Here is an 18,404-nt window from a genome sequence, read left to right on the forward strand (position 1 = left end):
ATGAAACGTTCGTGAAATTGTTTTTTTTAAATAAAGTCGCAATTGATAAGACTATAATCCTCATTTATAGCAATAAAAAATCTACTACTTTTTCCGTAGTAGATTTGCAGCATTATTAACATATTTATTTTTTCAAAATAATTAACTTTTTTTCACAAATTTATGCCCACAATGAGGACAAGTTACTTTGATTTTTCCTTTATTTCTTGGAATTTTCATTTCTTTTTTGCAGTTAGGACATTTAATATACTTCTTGTCCTTGGAATTTGCGGCTCTGATTTTGTATTTTTCAAAAAAATCAGTCATAGGTTTTACAGCCTTTGAGAATTTTTGATTCTCAATCATTCGTTGATATTTATTAACAGAAAAAACTCTGAAAATTCCGAAATACACAATCAAAATCATCGTAATGATTTCTATAACTCTATTTTTAAATTTTAAATTAATCAAAGAAAGTATCAGAGCGACTACTATCATAGTCTTCGACAAAAAATCAACTCCGTACACTTTTTGCAAATAATTCTTGATTTTATCTTTCATCTATATCCCTCGTTACATATTCTAAAGTTTTTGCGATATCGTCGTGAATCACGATATTTGCCATATTATCGTAGCTTGTACGATCTAGATTAATTAGTATCAAAGTATCTCCTCTAAAATAATTGATAAGACCACTTGCAGGATACACGACAAGTGAACTTCCAGCTACAATCATCGTGTCTGCCTTGTTAATCCAACTGATAGCTTTTGCAAATTCACTTTGTGGTGGAACTTCTCCGTACAATGTAACATCTGGACGAACAACACCTCCACATTTTTCACATTTGCATGGTCTTTGTTGTTTGTAATAATCCAAATCGTATTTTGCACCACAATTTACACAATAATAATCTCTCAAATTGCCGTGAATTTCTGCGATATTTTTCGTTCCTGCCATTTTGTCTAAGCTGTCGATGTTTTGAGTGACTACTCCAAGTAATTTGTTAGCTTTTTCTAACTTTGTCAGAGACAAATGAGCTTTGTTTGGTTTTACTCCATCGATAATCAAATTTTCCAATACATAATTTTGGAATAAATCGGGACGTGTCACGAAAAATTCGTGACTTAACATATATTCCGGTGAAAAATCGCTGTCGTTTTTCTTGTTGTACAAGCCTGTCGCCGACCTAAAATCTGGAATTCCAGATGCAGTGGACACTCCTGCTCCACCGAAAAACACGATTTTGTCACTTTGTTCTACAATTTGTTTTAATCTTTCAACATCATCCATTATTTACACTTCCCTTTGCTCTTCTTTCTTGAAATCTAGTTGAAACTGCCAGTATCATCACCGACAAAAATATCATAAAACAGCCAAGCAATCTTCTTGGATCTGTAGTTTCGTTAAATAAAATAATTCCTAATATTACAGATGTAATTGGTTCCAAAGTAGAAAAAATCGTGTACGTGCTGACACCTGCATTCACAATGGATAGTTGAATGAATAGCGTTCCAAAAACTGAAACCAATATCGAAATCACGAATGCAATAATCCACGCATATCTTGATAAAGACAATGTAAAATCTCCAGTAATAAGCCCAAATACCAAAAGCATCGTTGAGTTAATTGTGCAATTGTAAAATGTAACTTTGACACTGTCCATGTTTTTAAGCCCGGAAACATCCATATAAATCAAATAAAAAGAATAAGTACAACCAGATGCCACAGCCAAAAACATTCCCAATGGAAAATTACTGCTTCCACCGACATTATTTGCTAGTAAAATAACTCCGATTATAGATGCGATTAGTGAGATGAATTTGTATTTCGTCATCTTTTCATTTAGGAACATAACCGAATACACCGTTACAATCGTTGGAAAAATAAAATGTATAGAAGTTGCAAGCCCGACGGAAATGTATTGATACGAAGCATAAAGCATTGTCATTGTGATGCAACCACCAATGCTACACATCAAAATTAGTTTTTTCAATTCTTGGTTTGTAACTTTGAGGCTTACATTTCTGCTTTTCAATGAAATAATCAAAAATGGAATTACGAAAAATCCCCTCAAAAAAGAAGTCATAATTACGTTACTTCCATTGCTCAGAGTTTCCCTCACCATAATCGGCGTAAATCCAAAAATCAACGCCGAGATTATGGCGAACATCATTCCTTTAGCTTTTCTCACTATTTATAACACTCCTTTTTTACGCATTTATTATCTTCATAATAAAGCACGATTTCAGAATATTTCCCATCGTAAATAGCGAAAATTTCACCCATAGAATCGCTATGTCCATCCATATTTTTTAATTCTTCGTAATCTATAAATTCCAACGTTCCTTCGACATTTTCCTTTATCAATTCTCCAGAAAAATCGTCAGTTTCATACAAAAATCCAACAATTCTGTCGTCGTTGTCCATGTCGTACCAGCTAATCATTCCAACATATTTTATGTTTTCTATATCCAAATTAGTTTCTTCTTTCGCTTCTCTAATGACAGATTCAGTTATAGATTCTACCTTTTCGACATGACCTCCTGGAAAAGTTAACCCTTCCCAGCCGTATTTTTTTACTTTATCTAAAACCAAAACATCATTTCCACGATTGATTTTTATCATATTGCACAAAATATTTTCCATAAATACCTTCTAAATTTTAAATTTTTGGATAATGTAGTCTGTAAACTCTGATGGATTACTGATATCGAAATTATCGTAACCCGCAAAACTTCTGTCGCTGATAATTCCGTATTTGTTCACATCGCTACATACCAAATCATCTGTAAGAGTACACTCGTATTTAATGAAATCTGAATCCTTCATTCCTTCGATAATAATCAAATCAACATCGTCTAATAATTTGATCAAATCATAAATATTTTTACTCCCACCATCTAATTTAAAGTATTTATCGTTAAAAATCAAGGTCTGACAAGCGCCGTACTCTTTGTAATAAAAAGTGTCAGTATCTTTGAAATCAAGCTCAAAATCGTGTCCATCGTGTTTAATTACCGAGCAGGTTTTGCCCCTATTTTTCAATTCTCCAACAAGCTTTTTAATAAAAGTAGTCTTGCCACTATTTTTTTTGCCGCAGATACAAATCAAAGGTGTTGTATTTTGTTTTAATTCATCTGGATAATTAATATTAACAAATTCATCCTCAAAAATTGTGTATTTCAAATTAACAAATTTCGTATCGATTTTCTTAACCAAATTCATCACACGATAATCTTTACTTTCAAGCATTTCTTCCAAAATAGGAATTATTTTTTTCGAAAAAATCCCGCAAGTAGGATAGCATCTCTCATCTGTTTCAAAAATTACAGCTTCATCTGAAAAACTTGCGATAGATGCTGCAAAATTCACCAAATCAGATTTCACATTTATCATATCGCAAGACGTTACAAATACATATTCATTTGTAGAATTTTTCAATATCTCCAATATTCCACTCAAAGGTCCCGCATCAATATAAGTGTCCCTTACAGTTTTAATTGGAGAATAATCGGCTGTATTAGATGAAACAATTACTTCAAAATCTTTGAACCTATCTATTAATTCTTCTATAAAAGTATGACCGTAAAAGTTCAAATCAAATTTGTCTTGACCCATTCTCACACTTTTCCCACCAGCCAATATTCCTACAGAAACTCTCATATTTCACCCAAATAAATATATTCTACGATTGACCCCACATCCAAGCTCTCATTTTGTTTTTGAAGTAAAAGCGCATTGCAATTTGTCAGATCTTGTAGCATGGAATTTTTGTGCTTATCAAAAATCGTAATCTCAGAATCTTTTACAAAACATCTGACGTATCGTTGAAGCTTGGAAGGTTTCATCAATCCTTTTACAACTTTTCCTTTTTCAAATTGCTTTACATTTAATCCATAATATTTATTGTACAAATCCCAAAATAAAACCTCGAAATTACAAAAAGCTGCAAACGGACTTCCTGAACACGACAACACAATTGTGTCACCTACTTTTGATGCCATCACTGGAGTTCCAGGCTTCATGGCAATTCTATGAAACAAAACTTCTCCGATTTGTTTCATGCAGGTTTCCATTAAATCTTTGTCACCAACACTAACTCCGCCCGTTGTTATAACGATATCTGATTTTTGCGTTAGGTTTTTTATTTCTTTTATAATTGATTTTTCATCATCCATGCAGTTTTTTTGTTCGACAACTTCAACGCCTGAATTTTTTAGAATAGATTTCAATGTAAAAGTAGTTGAACTGTAGATTTTACCTGGAGTATAATCATCTCCAGGATACAACAATTCAGATCCTGTCGACAATAGCGCTACTTTTAATTTCCTATAAACTTTAACTTTTGCATAACCATTTGAAGCCAAAATCGACAAATCAACTGAAGAAATCCTCGTGTTTTTAGGAATTAACAACTCTCCTTTGGACACATCTTCGCCTTCTTTTATATAGTAATCAAAAGGCTCGTAAGGTTTTTTAATTTCAATAAAACCATCCACTACTTCGCAGTCTTCTTGTTTTACAATTGCATCGTAGCCTCGTGGTACAAATGCACCAGTCATTATTCTCACGCAAGTATTTTCTTCGTATTCAAAGTCATTGCAATCACCTGCAAAATTCGTCCCAATAATTTTCTTTTTCGATAATTTGTCAGAATCTTTGCTACTTACAGCATATCCATCCATTGCACTTTTTGGATAATGAGGATTGTTGAACTTCGCCAACACATCCTCCGCCAAAACTCTGTTATAAGCATCATCGATATCAATTTCTTCAATATCAGATGCTTTTTTTTGTGTTTCTCTAAGAATTTCCTTTGCTTTTTCTACTTGTAATAACATTAATTCAACCTTATTCGTTTTTTAATTTTATGTTTATATTTCTCATTGTCGGAATCAAAATTCCGCCCAATACATTACCCAAAGTAATGACAATTAGAGCGATAATTGTTTGTGAATTCCACATTCTTGCCATTTGAATGTAAAACATATCTGCAATACAGTGTTCAAATCCGCATAGTATAAATACCATAATACTCATTATAATTCCCAAATATTTCCCAATTTCGTGAGGATTGTTTAAGTATTGATCCACAGCATGAACAACCATAATATTACAGAAAATACCCAAAACAAACAAACTAATCAAAGTATCGTCTGCTTTTACTTGAACCAATTTCGTGGATTTTTCGATAATTCCTGGAGCAACTCTTGTAAGACGAACCAATTCCGCTACGATAATACTACCAACTAAATTTCCAACCCACACCATTAAGCACCATGGCAAATAAGTTTTCACATCATTACAGAACAGATATCCAACTTTTCCCGTAAATAAATTATACTTTAAAGTACACACAGCAAAAAGTCCCAAGCTGAACATAAATGCTCCGACAATTTTATTGTTTAGGCTCAAAAACACAACTCCGCCCATAGCAATAAATGCCCCTGCCATAATGGCATACAAAAAATCCGCTAATTTTTTCATAACTAATCCTTCTTTCTAAAATCCCTATAAATATTTAAACGACTTTGTTTACAAAAGCCGATTACGGACAGATTATATTTACTTGCTAGTTCCAAAGAAATATCCGTTGGTGCACTTCTAGAAACTATAACAGAAATACCTGAATTGACACATTTTTGAACAATTGATGAAGGAATTCTTCCAGAGGTAAATGCAATTAAATTAGATAGTTTTTCTCCATTTAACACTGCAGTACCCACAGCCTTGTCGAAAGCATTGTATCTTCCAATATCATCACATTGACAAATTATTTCCCCATTTTTTGCCAAAACAACAGAATGCACATTGCCAGTTTCTTTGAATAACTGCGATCCCGATAAGTTAAAATTGGAAATCTTCAACAGCGTTTCTTCATCCCAATCAATCGGAGTGACTGACTCATCTCTGTTAGTAAAATTGTACGGGACGTTTTTATAATCTCCACTTTCAGTAGTCACATGACTTGGAGTGTTATCGATATCTTTTAAAGTAACATCACAAACATTCCCGTCAATTTTAATATCTACATTTCGTATATCTTCTGGCCTTACAATATTTTCTGTTATAAGATATCCCGTAACAAGTTCTTGTAAATCCTTTTCAATACACAAAAGCTTAACAATTGGTTTGGAATTAATATTGATATCCAACAAAAATTCTCTCAAAATAACATCTTCAACTTCTTCTATAACTCCATCGTTATATTTCTTAACCATTACATTTTTTTCAAAATTCATAAAATCTCCTTTATTTAATTATATCAAACAACTTTAGCCGATACAAATACTTAACACCATTATCAATTTTGTTTTGAAAATTTCTCACAAAAAAATCGGCGATAAAAATCACCGATTCTATCAATCATTATTATGTCGTTGTTCTGCTTCTTTTTTGCTGTAAACGCATCCGCAGTAATCTTGTCTATACAAATCAAATTCCTTCGATAATTCAATCGACCTCTTGTATCCATTTTTCTTTTTGAAATCAGAATGCAAGAATTTAGTTTTATGAGTTTGTTCTAATTTTTCTCCGATTTCATTAATCCATTGGCTGTTTTTGTGAGGACTAACCGATAACGTCGTCGTTACAAAATCAAAACCCATCTCATCTGCAATGTCGAAAGTTCTGTCGATTCTTAAATCGTAGCACTCATAACAGCGCTGTGATTTTTCTCCCAAATCCTTATAAGGAGCAACTCTTTCGTAAAATTCATCTGGATCGTATTTGTCGACGATTATATCAATAGGATATTTTGCTTTTGTATTTGCGATGACTTTTTTCTGCTCCACAACTCTTTTATCAAACTCAGATTGCGGAGAAATGTTTGGGTTGTAAAACAAAATAGTTATCTTAAAATACTGTGACAAATATTCCAAAACATAACTGGAACAAGGCCCACAACAACTGTGAAGAAGAAGTGTTTCTCCTCCATTTAGATTTTCAATTGTTTTATCCAATATTTTTTGGTAATTCTCCATAAAAATCAACTATCCTTCTTTGATCGGAAATCACAAAATCTGCTCCAGATTCTACAAGTTCTTCTCTTTCTCTAAATCCCCATTCAACACCGACACTTGTTACGTCCGCATTTTTACACGTCTCGATATCTGTATCCGTGTCTCCAAAATATACAATCTCTTCTTTTTTAATATTCAAATCTTCCACGATTTTTTCTAGCAAGTATGGATTAGGCTTTCTTTTTGTTTCATCTTCCAATGCAGACACATAATCAAAATAGCCTTGTGGAAATAAATTGTTCAAAATTTTCTCCGCTGCCGGAAGAGTTTTATTCGTGCATACGCAAATAAGTGCGCCCATTTCTTTTAATTTATCCAAACTTTCTCTAATGTATGGATACAACTGCGTTTTCTTATCGTCATATCCGTTGTAATACTCAATATAGCTGTCGTAGATTTCAGTAAATTTCGAATTAATCACTGCTTCATCCAAATTATCACGCTCTATTAAATAATTGAGAGATTTTTCCACCAAAATTTTAGGTCCATCTCCAAGAAAATAATTAAATTTTTCCTTTTCTACAGGTTTAAGCCCAAATTTTTTAGTAGTATGATTGAAACAATTATTTATCATTTCAATAGAATCTATCAACGTTCCGTCCAAATCAAATACAAATACTCTCTTCATTAAATCACCCTCGATTGATACATTGCAATGGAACAAGCTATCGGTAAATTCAAGGAATCCACATCCTTAGATTGATTGATGAAAATCTTATTTTCATTGTAGTATTCTTTTGGAAGCCCTGCCCCTTCATTTCCAAACGCCAAGCTAAATGGTTGTTCGAACTTCACATCGCCAAGTTCATCTGAACTTTCATCTAGCAAAAACGAATAAATCTTATTTTCTGGGAAATTATTCTTGTAATCTTGTAGATTATCAAATCTTTGGATATTTAATTTGAAAAAAGCTCCCATACTGGCACGGACAACTTTAGGATTGTAAACATCACACGTATTTGATATCAAAGCCAAATCCTTATATCCAAATGCAAGCATACTTCTCATAATAGTACCTAAGTTTCCCATGTTGTCTATTCCGTCCAAAATTATGTGGTTTTTTTCTTGTAATTTTGATTTTTCCTTTTTGAAAACTCCAATCACGTATTCCTTATCTTTTAGTGAAATTTTGTTTATTTGTTTACTCGAAATCGTATAAGGAATTTTCTTATCATTCAATATATTTATCAGTTTTTCTGTGTCATTGAAATCCTCAGAAATTAAGACCTTATCAACAATATCAGCCTTATTTTCAATAAGTTCATAAGTTGGAAAAGGTCCCATTGTATAAGAATATTCAAGATCTTTTTTGTATTTTGTGTATTTTTTCATTTATACTCCATTACTAAACACCCACATCGCTTTGATTTGTGGTTGTAATCTGTCATATTTCCATGATTTTTGTGAATTAGTAAAGCTATTCGGATCGTTAATTATAATATTACCATTTAAATCTATTCCCGAAATTACCATAACATGTCCCGTTTGTGTGAAATCACCAGGTCTTACAGAAATTAGAATCGGATTTCCTTTTTTTATATTCTCTTTTATAACATTATAATTCGCATCCATTTGCACAGCTTTCAATCCGTATTTTCTTGCGATATAAGGATAAAACCCCCAGCTTGTTCCTTCAGATGACGAATATCCGTTGCGATCACTTTCTTCTGCTATTTTTGCAGGAGTGATTGAAGGGTCGTTTTTCAAATACGACATCGCCATAGCACAACTTGTAGGTCCACATCCAGTAAAACCTATAATTCCGTAGCCGTATTTTTCATAACCCCATCTCTTGTCCCACTGCAAATACAATGGCACATTTGAATTATTTGCATTTTCTGGATATGAATAGTCATTTTTTATTGTAGAATCAATTGTTTTCGCCACGAAATTAACCGCAGTGTAGTTATTACCAGCAAGTTTTAAAAGAGATGGATGAATGTCATCAGCGTTTTTCATCACTAATTTTGCATTAGGATTGTACTTAGCGTAAACTTCCAAATTGTGCAACAATTCATTTCTCTTAAATGTGTTTTGGTAAATATTTTCAGTTTTTTTGATTTCTTCAAAAACTTCCTCATCAGTTTTCTCTTTTTCCACTGGTTCTTCTGGTTTTGAGTCTTGTTGTACGGAAGTTTTTTTCTCCTGAGCTATCTCAGCTTGTTTTTGTTCAGCTGCATGCTCTTGTCTATCGTTTTTTACTTTTATGATTGAAAATAGAATTACTAGAAGAAATACAGAAAACACAATCCTTCGTTTTACTGCACGTCTTCTTTTTTCTTCTAGAAATCTATCGTGATTATTACGTATCAAGTTTCCACCTCATTTATCTAATTATATCACAGGATTTGAAATTATTACAAAATTATGACAACTTTATAAAATTGTAACATTCTTTTGGGTATAATTACATTAGAGGTGATGATATGAGTAAATTTTACGATTCAATTTCAGATAATTACGAAGATATTTTTCAGCCAAATGATAAGCAAATTAGTTTCTTAGAAGAACTTGCTCACGGCAAAATCTTGGATGTAGCATGTGCCACTGGAAAAGTTGCGAAAAGACTTCAAGATGATGGATTTGATGTGATGGGGATTGATTTAGAAGAAAAGTTTGTGAACAAAGCGATTAATGAAAATAAAATCGATGCTAAATGTATGAATATGCTAGATATCGACAAATTGAGAGATAATTTCGGTTTGATTTATTGCATCGGAAATTCTTTGGTACACTTGGATTCTACAGAAAAGATAAATGAATTTTTGAAAAAATGCTACGACAAGTTAGACCCAAACGGATCTCTTGTCCTCCAAATCATAAATTTTTATCCATTTTTACAAGTAGATGATGATTACTTAGGAAATCTTCCTACTATCAAAAATGAAAAAGTGGAATTTGTAAGAAAATATTTCAGAAATGGTGATTTTATACGATTTAACACAGTTATGACAGCAGGTGATAAATCTATTGAAAATGACGTTAATTTATTTCCAATAACATCTGATGAATTAGTAACACTTTTAGAACAGAATGGTTTTGAGAATATAAAAATATACGGAGGATTTAACAAATCAGAATTTGATAAGGAAAACTCCAGACCATTAGTATTAGCCGCTGAAAAACTATAAAATAATCTTTAGCACATTTAAAAACCTCCCGTTTGGGAGGTTTATTAAAATTTTATGCTCTTTTTTATTGAACCGAAAATTCCACGCGCGATGTCTCTTCCGATTTGTCTTGTAAAACTACCAAGCATGGAGTTGATGCTTTTAGTTGCGAAATCTTCTATCGGTGATTTTTCTTGTTTTGTGGATTTCTTAGTTTGTTTTTCCGGATCTTCTTTGATTTGATTTTGCAATTTTTTTTGCAGTATTTCATAAGCAGATTCTCTGTCGATTGATTGTGAATATTTTTGATGCAAATCAGAGTTTTTCACAATATAATCCACGTCTGATTGAGAAAGTGGCGTAAACGATGAGTGTGGTGGAAGCACGAGTCCTTTTTTAGTTATACTTGGTGCTCCTTTTTCATCCAAAAACGAAATCAACGCTTCACCTGTTCGTAAGTTTATAATTTCATCTTTTACATTCATATCTTCGTTTGCTCTGAAAGTTTCAGAAACTTTTTGCACAGCCTTCAATTCTTTTGGAGAGAAAGCTCTCAATTGATGCACAATTCTATTTCCCAATTGCGAAGAAATCGAATCTGGAATGTCTAGTGGGTTTTGTGTTATGAAGAATATTCCCACACCTTTTGAACGAATAAGTCTTACAACTTGTTCTATTTTATCCATTATCATCTTGTTTGCATTGTCGAATAACAAGTGTGCTTCGTCAAAGAAGAACACAAGCTTAGGGATTTCTGGATTGCCAACTTCTGGTAGTGATTCGAAAAGTTCTGATAATAGCCACAACAAAAACATAGAATACAAGTTTTTGTCGTTGATAAGTCTTGCCGCAGAAATTATATTCACAAATCCACGTCCATCAGAATCTGTCATCATCAAATCTCTTATATCCAAACTTGGTTCTCCAAAGAATTTATCTGCACCCATATCTTCGATGTACAATAATTTTCTCATGATTGCGCTAATACTTTGAGTGGTGATATTTCCGTATTTTTTTGAATAAACTTCCCTGTTATCAGACAAATGATTAAGCATAGAACGCAAATCTTTTATGTCCAACAACAATAGTCCTTCCTCATCTGAAACCCTAAATGCAATATTCAAAATCCCAGCTTGTGTATCGTTCAAATCCAAAATTTGCGATAACAAAATCGGGCCCATTTCAGATACAGAAACTCTTAATGGAAGTCCAGCTTCTCCGTATACATCCCACAAATTCACAGGATAGTTTTTAAAATTAAAATCTGTGATATTCATTTCATCAAGTCTAGATTTTAAATTATCGTTCATTTCACCAACCGATGCCAAGTTTGACAAATCTCCCTTAACGTCTGACAAAATAGTTGGCACTCCCAAATCTGAGAAATATTCGCACAATACTTTTAATGTAACTGTCTTTCCGCTTCCAGTCGCTCCTACGATAAGCCCATGTTGATTTACTTTATTTGAAAGAAGTTCGATATCTTCGTTTCCTCTTGCAATCAATAGTTTTTCCACAATTTCCTCCGCATTCTAATTTTCTTGAATAATTTGTTTCAAATCAATGAAATTGAACAAAGCTTTATTGTAAAAAGCTTTTGTTTTCTTGTACTTGTTGTAATTGTTGTACACGTTTATTCCGTAAACAAACAAACTAAACACCATCAATATGTATTTGCCAAATATCAAATACAAAATCATTCCCATAATAACATAAAATATTGGGCTGTAATCAAATGGCAAATCGTAAAACACGCTGTAAATTATTTTATCAATGCTAATTAATGCCAAAAATAACCACGCGTACATCGCTAGATAGAGCGTATTTGATTCTAATAAATTAAGAATGATTGCTGGAATAAAATACACTCCCGCTCCTATTATTGGCACGAATGAAAATACCGTTATAAAAAACGATTTAACAAAAACGTGGTCGACCTTAGCAAATTTCAAAAATAAAACAGATGTCAATAAAATCAATATTATTTTCGAAATTTCGTAGCTTTTCTCGTACAAAACTATTTTCTTTAAATTCTCTTTCATATTAATAACCCGGCTTTTCTAATAATTTAAACATTTGCTTCTTGTATTCTTCAACTCCCGGTTGATTAAAAGGATTCACTCCTAAAACAAGTGCTGAAATTGCTACACTCATTTCAAAGAAATAAATCATATATCCTAGATTTTCTTCATTAATCTCATCAATTTTCACGACGACACTTTCAACATTTGACGACAAATGCGCATTAAGCGTTCCTTGCATAGCCATCTTATTCACATAATCCACTGATTTTCCGCTCAAATAATTCAGATTATCCAAATTATCAGCATCAGATTTTATATACAAATCTTTGCGTGGATTTTCTACTGAAATCACAGTTTCAAATACATTTTTTTGTCCATCTTGAATCATTTGACCTACTGAATGCAAATCAGTCGTGAAATTACACATCATCGGAAATATTCCCTTATTGTTTTTTCCTTCCGATTCTGCGAATAATTGCTTGAACCATTCAGAAAAATATTTTAATCTCATTTCGTAATTAATAAGTATTTCAATGTCTTTTCCATTGCGATACATGTTATTTCTGAATGAAGCGTATTGCAAAGCAAAATTTGACTCATAGTCAAGTTTTGTAAAATCTTCCATTGCATTTGCTGCGCCAATCATTAATTTGTCGATGTCCAATCCTTTTACGCAAAGTGGCAACAATCCAACAGAAGTTAGAACGGAAAATCTTCCACCTATGTCATCTGGCACTACAAAAGTTTCATAACCATTGATATCAGACAATTCTTTCAATGCACCTTTTTGTTTATCAGTAGTGGCGAAAATTCTGCTCTTTTGTTCTTCTTTTGTGTATTTTTCATCCATTAATTCCTTTATAAATCTAAAAGTGATTGCAGGCTCTGTAGTAGTTCCCGATTTGCTAATTACATTTACACAAAAATCCTTGTCCTTCAAATATTCCAAAAGTTCAGCCAAATACGTAGAAGACAATTGGAAACCAGCGTAGATGATTTCGATGCCCGATTTCTCAAAATAATCGCTCATCGCATAATCAATCGCCTTAGCTCCCATATAACTTCCACCGATTCCAATGACAACTAAACAATCAGAGCTTTCTCTTATCTTCTTAGCACATTTTTTAATTCTCTCGAATTCTTCTCTGTCGTAATTTTTAGGCAAATCAATCCATCCTGTGAATTCCTTGCCTTCACAGGATTTATTTAAAAGCTTTTCTAAAGCATTTACGGATTCTGTTCTCAAAGTATCCACAGAATTATGACTTGTCGTATTTGAAAAATCTAGCTTGAACATATTTCCTCCTATAGAACCTTCAAACTCACTAGAACAATATCGTCATCCTGTTCCAAAAATCTAAAAGAATTCACCTCGTTTAACACGTATTCAATTCTTCTATCTGGAACTTTCATTAAATCTCTTTTTAGTCTTTCTTCGCCGTAAAATTCGTTGTCAAATCCTCTAGTTTCAGTTATCCCATCAGTGTACATAATTAATTCATCACCACTGGAGACCAATATATCTCTTTGGTCAAACCCAACTCCTTCAAACATTGGAGAGATAGGATGACCCGTAACTTTTAATTCTTCTAATTTATCATTTGAAATCAAAAATGGAATACCATTGTGGCCAGCATTTGCATATGAAAATATTTTGAGTTTTCTATCGTATAACCCATAAAAAATCGTAAAATATTTGTCTACCGATAAATTAAGTTCAGTAAATGTTGTATTCAAATCCTTCAGCACTCTTTTTGGTCTAGAATCTGTAATTCTACTTACCAAATACCTCATTGTCTGTCTGATAAACATCGTCAGAATAGATGCCGCAATCCCATGGCCCACAACATCTGCGATGTAAATTCCTACAAATCTTTCGTCAATGTCTATGCAATCGATGATATCTCCAGACAAATCCCTAGATGAAATATAGCTGTAATCCAAATCCAAACCGACATGCTCACCCTTACTAGGCAAAGTTTTGCTTTGAATGTGCTTGGCGAATATGATTTCATCCTTGATGTCCTTGTTCGCATTAATCAAATCAATCTGAGTTTTGACCTCTTTTGAAATATCTCTGAAAACCTCGACAGTGCTTACCACTTCTCCATCTTTATCCATAACTGGAGAAGAAGTTATGGAATAATCCACGCCATTTATTTTTCTTTTTTCTTTGATAGTGCTGTTCAAACGGTATTTCCTATCTGCCAAACATTTTGGAAAATCTTCACTATAATCCAAATAGCAATTCACTCCTATTGGATTGATAGGCATAGATTTTATCATGCTAGTATTGGCAAATATTATTACCCCATCTTTATCTATTACTCTAACTAAATCCTTCATAGAATTTAGAACTTCGTAATCAGATCCTTTGAAATCACTAACATCTTCACTTGATTTCTTCTCCAAGGATATCTCCTCCTATTTAGGTCTCGGACCAAAATATTGATACAAATAACACTTCATATTTCCGTTGTACATCTTTCTATTTTTAGATGCTTTTTTTTCGTAAAATTTCTCAAACTCTTCGCAATCCGTGATTATATATTGTGATGCAGTCTTGAATTTTGCCATTTTAATTCCCAAATCCTTATAAATCTTCTCGGCTTCTTGTCTTTCGCCAAGCCTTTTTCCATAAGGTGGGTTAGATATTAGAACGAAGTAATTATCATTTAACACAACATTTCTGAAATCCCTCGTCACGAATCTAATATCCTCCCTGACCCCAGCATTTTCGGCATTAGCTATCGCTTTTTCAATCGCTGAGCCGTCTACATCACTTGCGAAAATATCTATCTTCTTATCGTAATCAATGCTCTCCAAGGCTTTAGTACGCTCTTGTTTGTATGCATTGTTAAATTTATCATTAAAATTAATAAAATCGAATTCTCTGTCAATCCCAGGTGCAATATTTCTGAATTTTCTCGCAGCTTCTATCGCAAAAGTTCCACTACCACAGAACAAGTCCACAAGAGGTCTGTTGCTATTAGCAAATGACAAATCGATAATTCCTGCTGCTAAGTTTTCTCTTATAGGTGCAAGAACTGAGCCTTCCCTGTAGCCTCTTTTGTGAAGTCCATCTCCCGAAGTATCCAAAGTTATCGAACAAATATCTTTTACTAGACTAACTTCAATTCTGAATCTTCCCTTTGATTTAGAGAACCAATCCACCTTGTATTTCTTCTGAAGAGATTTGATAATCGCCTTTTCTGTAATCGATTGACAATCTTTAATAGAAAATAATTTTGATTTGTAACTTCGGCCTTCTACAATAAAATTGGAATCCGCTTCCAAAATATCTAACCAATTTATTTTTTCAACGCCCTTAAAAAGTTGTTCGAATGATACAGCCTTAAAATTACCCAATTCGATTAGAACTCTATCTGCACATCTCAAATTTATATTTAATTTTGCGATATCTTTTTCATCGCCTTCAAGCATTATTCTTCCGTCGTTTACATTCAAATTCTCATAGCCCATATCCAAAAGTTGTCTTTTGACTAAGCTCTCCAAACCGAATGCGCAAGTTACTATTATTTTCAAAATTATTATTCCTCCATATTACCTTCTATTTTATCATATTTTCAATGTTTTTTTTACGTTATAATAATATTTAACTGTAAATTTACAATAAAAAAACTGCAACGAAAAATCATTGCAGTCTATTTAGATTCTAATCTACAGTAATATCTCCACTAACTGTTGCAGCACTAATTTCGATTTCATCATTTGAGAATGATTGGTCGTGAGATTTACTGATTTTTTTCGAACTATCTTTGTAGTAACTATCGATTTGAATTTCTCCGCTAACAGTTCTAAGTTCTATAGAACCTTTCTTTTCTTTGATATGGATATTAATATCGCTAGATACACCTCTCACATTCAAATCTTTGTTTTCGTTCACATCGATTTCGATATCTCCACTTACAGTGTTCACTGTGATTTCTGGGTTTTCAGAATCCACCTTCACATCACCGCTTACAGTATTAACGTAAATTTCTTTTTTGCATTTGGAAACTTGAACATCTCCACTTGCAGTATTGACATTTACATTGTTCGATTGTGTAGTGATATTTACATCACCACTTGAAGTGTTGCAAGTAACATCATTACTAATAACATCTACATTTACATCTCCACTTGCTGTGGCGATGTTTAATCCCAAATCACTGTCTTGTGGAATTTTGATAGAAATTGATTTTATAAAACTTTTTTGGAAGAATTTTTCCATTTTAACTTTACCAAGCTTCAACACGTGATTCATATAATCTACATCTAACTTTTGTGTTTCATCAGTTGTAGTGTAAGTTACGATAATTTTATCCAATTCGTGAGTTGACACATCTATGTCCGCATTCGATTTAACTTCAATTCTGTGGAAATCATTGTCAAATTCCAATGTTTGTTGTGACAAATCATAGTCTTTGTCTTTAGATTGGTCAAAAATTTTAGAATTAAAGAAATCACCAATGCTATCCAAGTTAAACATACCAAATAAGTTGTTTTCTCTGATGATTCCAGCTTCTTTACATTCGTTGAATATCTCTCTTGGATTACCTAATTCAGTTGAAATCTCTTCTTCAGTTTTTCCGTTTTCAACTCCGATTCTAAAATGTTCTTCGTAATCATTCTTGATTTCTCTGTAAGTTGTTTCGTCGACATTTCTGAAATAATAATCTAAAAGTTCCATAAATTGTTCTTTATTCATTTAAAAACCCTCCTCTAACAAGGCCTTAACACTTTCAACTAATTTTTTATAATCTTCAAGTTGTGAGTGCAAATAAGTTTTTCCTTCGTCTGTTATCTTGTAGTATTTTCTAGATGGACCTGACTCTGATTGTTCAGTGTAATCTTCCAAGTATTTGTCGTTTTTCAATCTTCTAAGCATAGGATAAATTGTTCCTTCGCTCATTGGTATCTTATCTTTTATCTGATCTATAATTTCGTATCCGTAGCTGTCTTGTTTAGATATAACCGATAAGACACATAATTCTAAAATCCCTTTTTTTAATTGTGTGTTCATATCTTACCTCCTGATTACATTATAATACACAGTAGTACATATTGCAAGGTATTATGCAAAGTTTTTTACTATAAAAATTTTAACTGCTCAAAAGTCGTGTCGCTAAGGTTTGCAGCAGTAATCCCAAAAAGTCTGACAGGCTTTTCAATTTTAGTGTTAACCACAAGATACTTCACAATCCTATAAATATCCTTGACATCACAAATGTATTCATCAAGAGTCATTGATTTTGTAATCACCGAAAAATCGCTAAGCTTTATTTTAATCCTAATTGTTTTCGCTTTAATATTTTTCTTATGAAGATCTTCTGCCAATTCTTCGCTGAATTCACTGGCTTTCTTTAGTAATTCATTGTAATTTTTCAAATCTCTTTCAAAAGTGTACTCAACTCCAATAGACTTTCTAATTCTTGACAAATCCAACTGTCTATCGTCAACACCACGAATTCTATCGTAAATCACTTCGCCAAATTTACCAAATAATTCTCTCAAATTATTTCTGGATAAATCATACAAATCGCATACTTTTTTTATTCCAATATTATTTAGTTTTTCCTCAGATTTTCTACCAATTCCTTGAATTTTTCCCACATTTAAGTCCATCAAAATATCTGGAATATCATCTTGTGTGATAATTTTGATTCCATGAGGCTTGTTCCAATCTGATGCAAGCTTTGCAAGGCTCATATTGTAGCTAATTCCTATAGAAATAGACAATCCCGTTTTTATCCTGACATTTTCTTGTATTAGATTTGCCAGTTCCAACCTATCCATATCTATATGAGAAATATCCATGCAACCTTCATCTATACTCATCTTTTGAATTTTAGTCGAAAATGCCGACAAAACCTTGAAAACTTTCTCGCTATTTCTTCTGTATTTTTCAAAATCTGGAGTAACTATAACAAGATTTGGAACGATCTTTTTTGCTTGAAATATTGGCATTGCAGAATGCAATCCGTACTTTCTAGCTTCGTAGTTCGCAGTAGTAATTATTCCTCTCTGACTTTTACCACCGACAACCATTGGGACGTGTTTCAATTTTGGATTATCCAGAATTTCACAAGAGGCAAAGAAAGCATCCAAATCAAAATGCAAAAAATTTAAATCCATAACACACCCCTTTCTACTAAAAAAGCTCTCATTATTGAGAGCAGTTTCAATTATAACTTGCAAACCGTAATGCTAAGAACATCATACGATAAAAATTTAATTGATTTCAAATTGAAAATCTTCGTTGAAA

The 18,404-nt window shown here is 32.7% G+C and carries 21 protein-coding genes; 1 reads left to right on the forward strand and 20 read right to left on the reverse strand.

Annotated elements, in window-relative coordinates:
• Nucleotides 1-141: 141 nt before the first annotated feature.
• From DES33_RS04035 to DES33_RS04090, 12 genes are all read right to left on the reverse strand, one after another.
• Nucleotides 142-540 carry a zinc ribbon domain-containing protein gene (locus DES33_RS04035; protein WP_094207552.1) on the reverse strand — a complete coding sequence of 133 codons (399 nt, stop codon included), beginning with the start codon at nt 538-540 and terminating at the stop codon, nt 142-144.
• On the reverse strand, nt 530-1,270 hold the full coding sequence (locus DES33_RS04040; RefSeq protein WP_110058136.1) for an NAD-dependent protein deacylase: 741 nt from the start codon (nt 1,268-1,270) through the stop codon (nt 530-532). The genes DES33_RS04035 and DES33_RS04040 overlap by 11 nt, the downstream gene beginning before the upstream one ends.
• Entirely contained in the window at nt 1,263-2,171 is a 909-nt protein-coding gene (locus tag DES33_RS04045; RefSeq protein ID WP_110058137.1) for a DMT family transporter, read from the reverse strand. The genes DES33_RS04040 and DES33_RS04045 overlap by 8 nt, the downstream gene beginning before the upstream one ends.
• A complete protein-coding gene (locus tag DES33_RS04050; RefSeq protein ID WP_110058138.1) occupies nt 2,171-2,626 on the reverse strand; it encodes an 8-oxo-dGTP diphosphatase in 456 nt (151 codons plus the stop codon). Before DES33_RS04050 ends, DES33_RS04045 begins: the two co-directional genes overlap by 1 nt.
• A 9-nt stretch (nt 2,627-2,635) precedes the next feature.
• Entirely contained in the window at nt 2,636-3,643 is a 1,008-nt protein-coding gene (gene mobB / locus DES33_RS04055; protein WP_094224342.1) for a molybdopterin-guanine dinucleotide biosynthesis protein B, read from the reverse strand.
• The gene (locus DES33_RS04060) at nt 3,640-4,821 is read right to left on the reverse strand and encodes a molybdopterin molybdotransferase MoeA (RefSeq protein WP_094224341.1); all 1,182 of its coding nucleotides are present in this window, start codon (nt 4,819-4,821) and stop codon (nt 3,640-3,642) included. The genes mobB and DES33_RS04060 overlap by 4 nt, the downstream gene beginning before the upstream one ends.
• A gap of 10 nt (nt 4,822-4,831) precedes the next feature.
• Nucleotides 4,832-5,467 (reverse strand): formate/nitrite transporter family protein, encoded by a 636-nt coding sequence (locus DES33_RS04065; RefSeq protein WP_110058139.1) that lies wholly within the window; start codon nt 5,465-5,467, stop codon nt 4,832-4,834.
• Between the two features lie 2 nt (nt 5,468-5,469).
• Nucleotides 5,470-6,222, reverse strand: a complete 753-nt coding sequence (fdhD, locus tag DES33_RS04070) for a formate dehydrogenase accessory sulfurtransferase FdhD (protein ID WP_110058140.1) — start codon at nt 6,220-6,222, stop codon at nt 5,470-5,472.
• A gap of 120 nt (nt 6,223-6,342) precedes the next feature.
• Nucleotides 6,343-6,963, reverse strand: a complete 621-nt coding sequence (locus DES33_RS04075; RefSeq protein WP_094224338.1) for an epoxyqueuosine reductase QueH — start codon at nt 6,961-6,963, stop codon at nt 6,343-6,345.
• Entirely contained in the window at nt 6,935-7,630 is a 696-nt protein-coding gene (locus DES33_RS04080) for an HAD family hydrolase (RefSeq protein ID WP_110058141.1), read from the reverse strand. The genes DES33_RS04075 and DES33_RS04080 overlap by 29 nt, the downstream gene beginning before the upstream one ends.
• A complete protein-coding gene (locus tag DES33_RS04085) occupies nt 7,630-8,334 on the reverse strand; it encodes a TrmH family RNA methyltransferase (protein WP_110058142.1) in 705 nt (234 codons plus the stop codon). The genes DES33_RS04080 and DES33_RS04085 overlap by 1 nt, the downstream gene beginning before the upstream one ends.
• A complete protein-coding gene (locus tag DES33_RS04090; RefSeq protein ID WP_110058143.1) occupies nt 8,335-9,315 on the reverse strand; it encodes a C39 family peptidase in 981 nt (326 codons plus the stop codon). It lies immediately after the preceding gene.
• Between the two features lie 113 nt (nt 9,316-9,428).
• Here DES33_RS04090 and DES33_RS04095 point away from each other — a divergent pair, with 113 nt between their 5' ends.
• Complete coding sequence (locus tag DES33_RS04095; RefSeq protein WP_110058144.1) at nt 9,429-10,133, forward strand: class I SAM-dependent methyltransferase; 705 nt, start codon at nt 9,429-9,431, stop codon at nt 10,131-10,133.
• Between the two features lie 44 nt (nt 10,134-10,177).
• Here the strand turns inward: DES33_RS04095 and DES33_RS04100 are convergent, their stop codons facing one another.
• The 8 genes from DES33_RS04100 to DES33_RS04135 all read right to left on the reverse strand — a co-directional run bounded on the left by DES33_RS04100 (nt 10,178) and on the right by DES33_RS04135 (nt 18,274).
• Nucleotides 10,178-11,629, reverse strand: a complete 1,452-nt coding sequence (locus DES33_RS04100; protein ID WP_110058145.1) for a helicase HerA-like domain-containing protein — start codon at nt 11,627-11,629, stop codon at nt 10,178-10,180.
• A gap of 15 nt (nt 11,630-11,644) precedes the next feature.
• Entirely contained in the window at nt 11,645-12,154 is a 510-nt protein-coding gene (locus DES33_RS04105) for a hypothetical protein (protein WP_110058146.1), read from the reverse strand.
• A 1-nt stretch (nt 12,155) separates the two neighbouring features.
• Complete coding sequence (locus tag DES33_RS04110; RefSeq protein WP_110058147.1) at nt 12,156-13,433, reverse strand: glucose-6-phosphate isomerase; 1,278 nt, start codon at nt 13,431-13,433, stop codon at nt 12,156-12,158.
• 8 nt (nt 13,434-13,441) lie between these two features.
• Nucleotides 13,442-14,548: a PP2C family protein-serine/threonine phosphatase gene (locus tag DES33_RS04115; RefSeq protein ID WP_110058148.1), complete on the reverse strand. Its 1,107-nt coding sequence runs from the start codon at nt 14,546-14,548 to the stop codon at nt 13,442-13,444.
• A gap of 12 nt (nt 14,549-14,560) precedes the next feature.
• Nucleotides 14,561-15,682 carry a THUMP domain-containing class I SAM-dependent RNA methyltransferase gene (locus DES33_RS04120; protein ID WP_110058149.1) on the reverse strand — a complete coding sequence of 374 codons (1,122 nt, stop codon included), beginning with the start codon at nt 15,680-15,682 and terminating at the stop codon, nt 14,561-14,563.
• A gap of 130 nt (nt 15,683-15,812) precedes the next feature.
• Nucleotides 15,813-16,847, reverse strand: a complete 1,035-nt coding sequence (locus DES33_RS04125; RefSeq protein WP_110058150.1) for a DUF4097 family beta strand repeat-containing protein — start codon at nt 16,845-16,847, stop codon at nt 15,813-15,815.
• The gene (locus tag DES33_RS04130; protein ID WP_002835632.1) at nt 16,848-17,162 is read right to left on the reverse strand and encodes a PadR family transcriptional regulator; all 315 of its coding nucleotides are present in this window, start codon (nt 17,160-17,162) and stop codon (nt 16,848-16,850) included.
• Nucleotides 17,163-17,230: 68 nt separating this feature from the next.
• Entirely contained in the window at nt 17,231-18,274 is a 1,044-nt protein-coding gene (locus DES33_RS04135; protein ID WP_110058151.1) for a DNA polymerase IV, read from the reverse strand.
• Between the last annotated feature and the right edge of the window lie 130 nt (nt 18,275-18,404).

The sequence above is a fragment of the Finegoldia magna genome (assembly GCF_003182075.1).
Classification (GTDB): domain Bacteria; phylum Bacillota; class Clostridia; order Tissierellales; family Peptoniphilaceae; genus Finegoldia; species Finegoldia magna.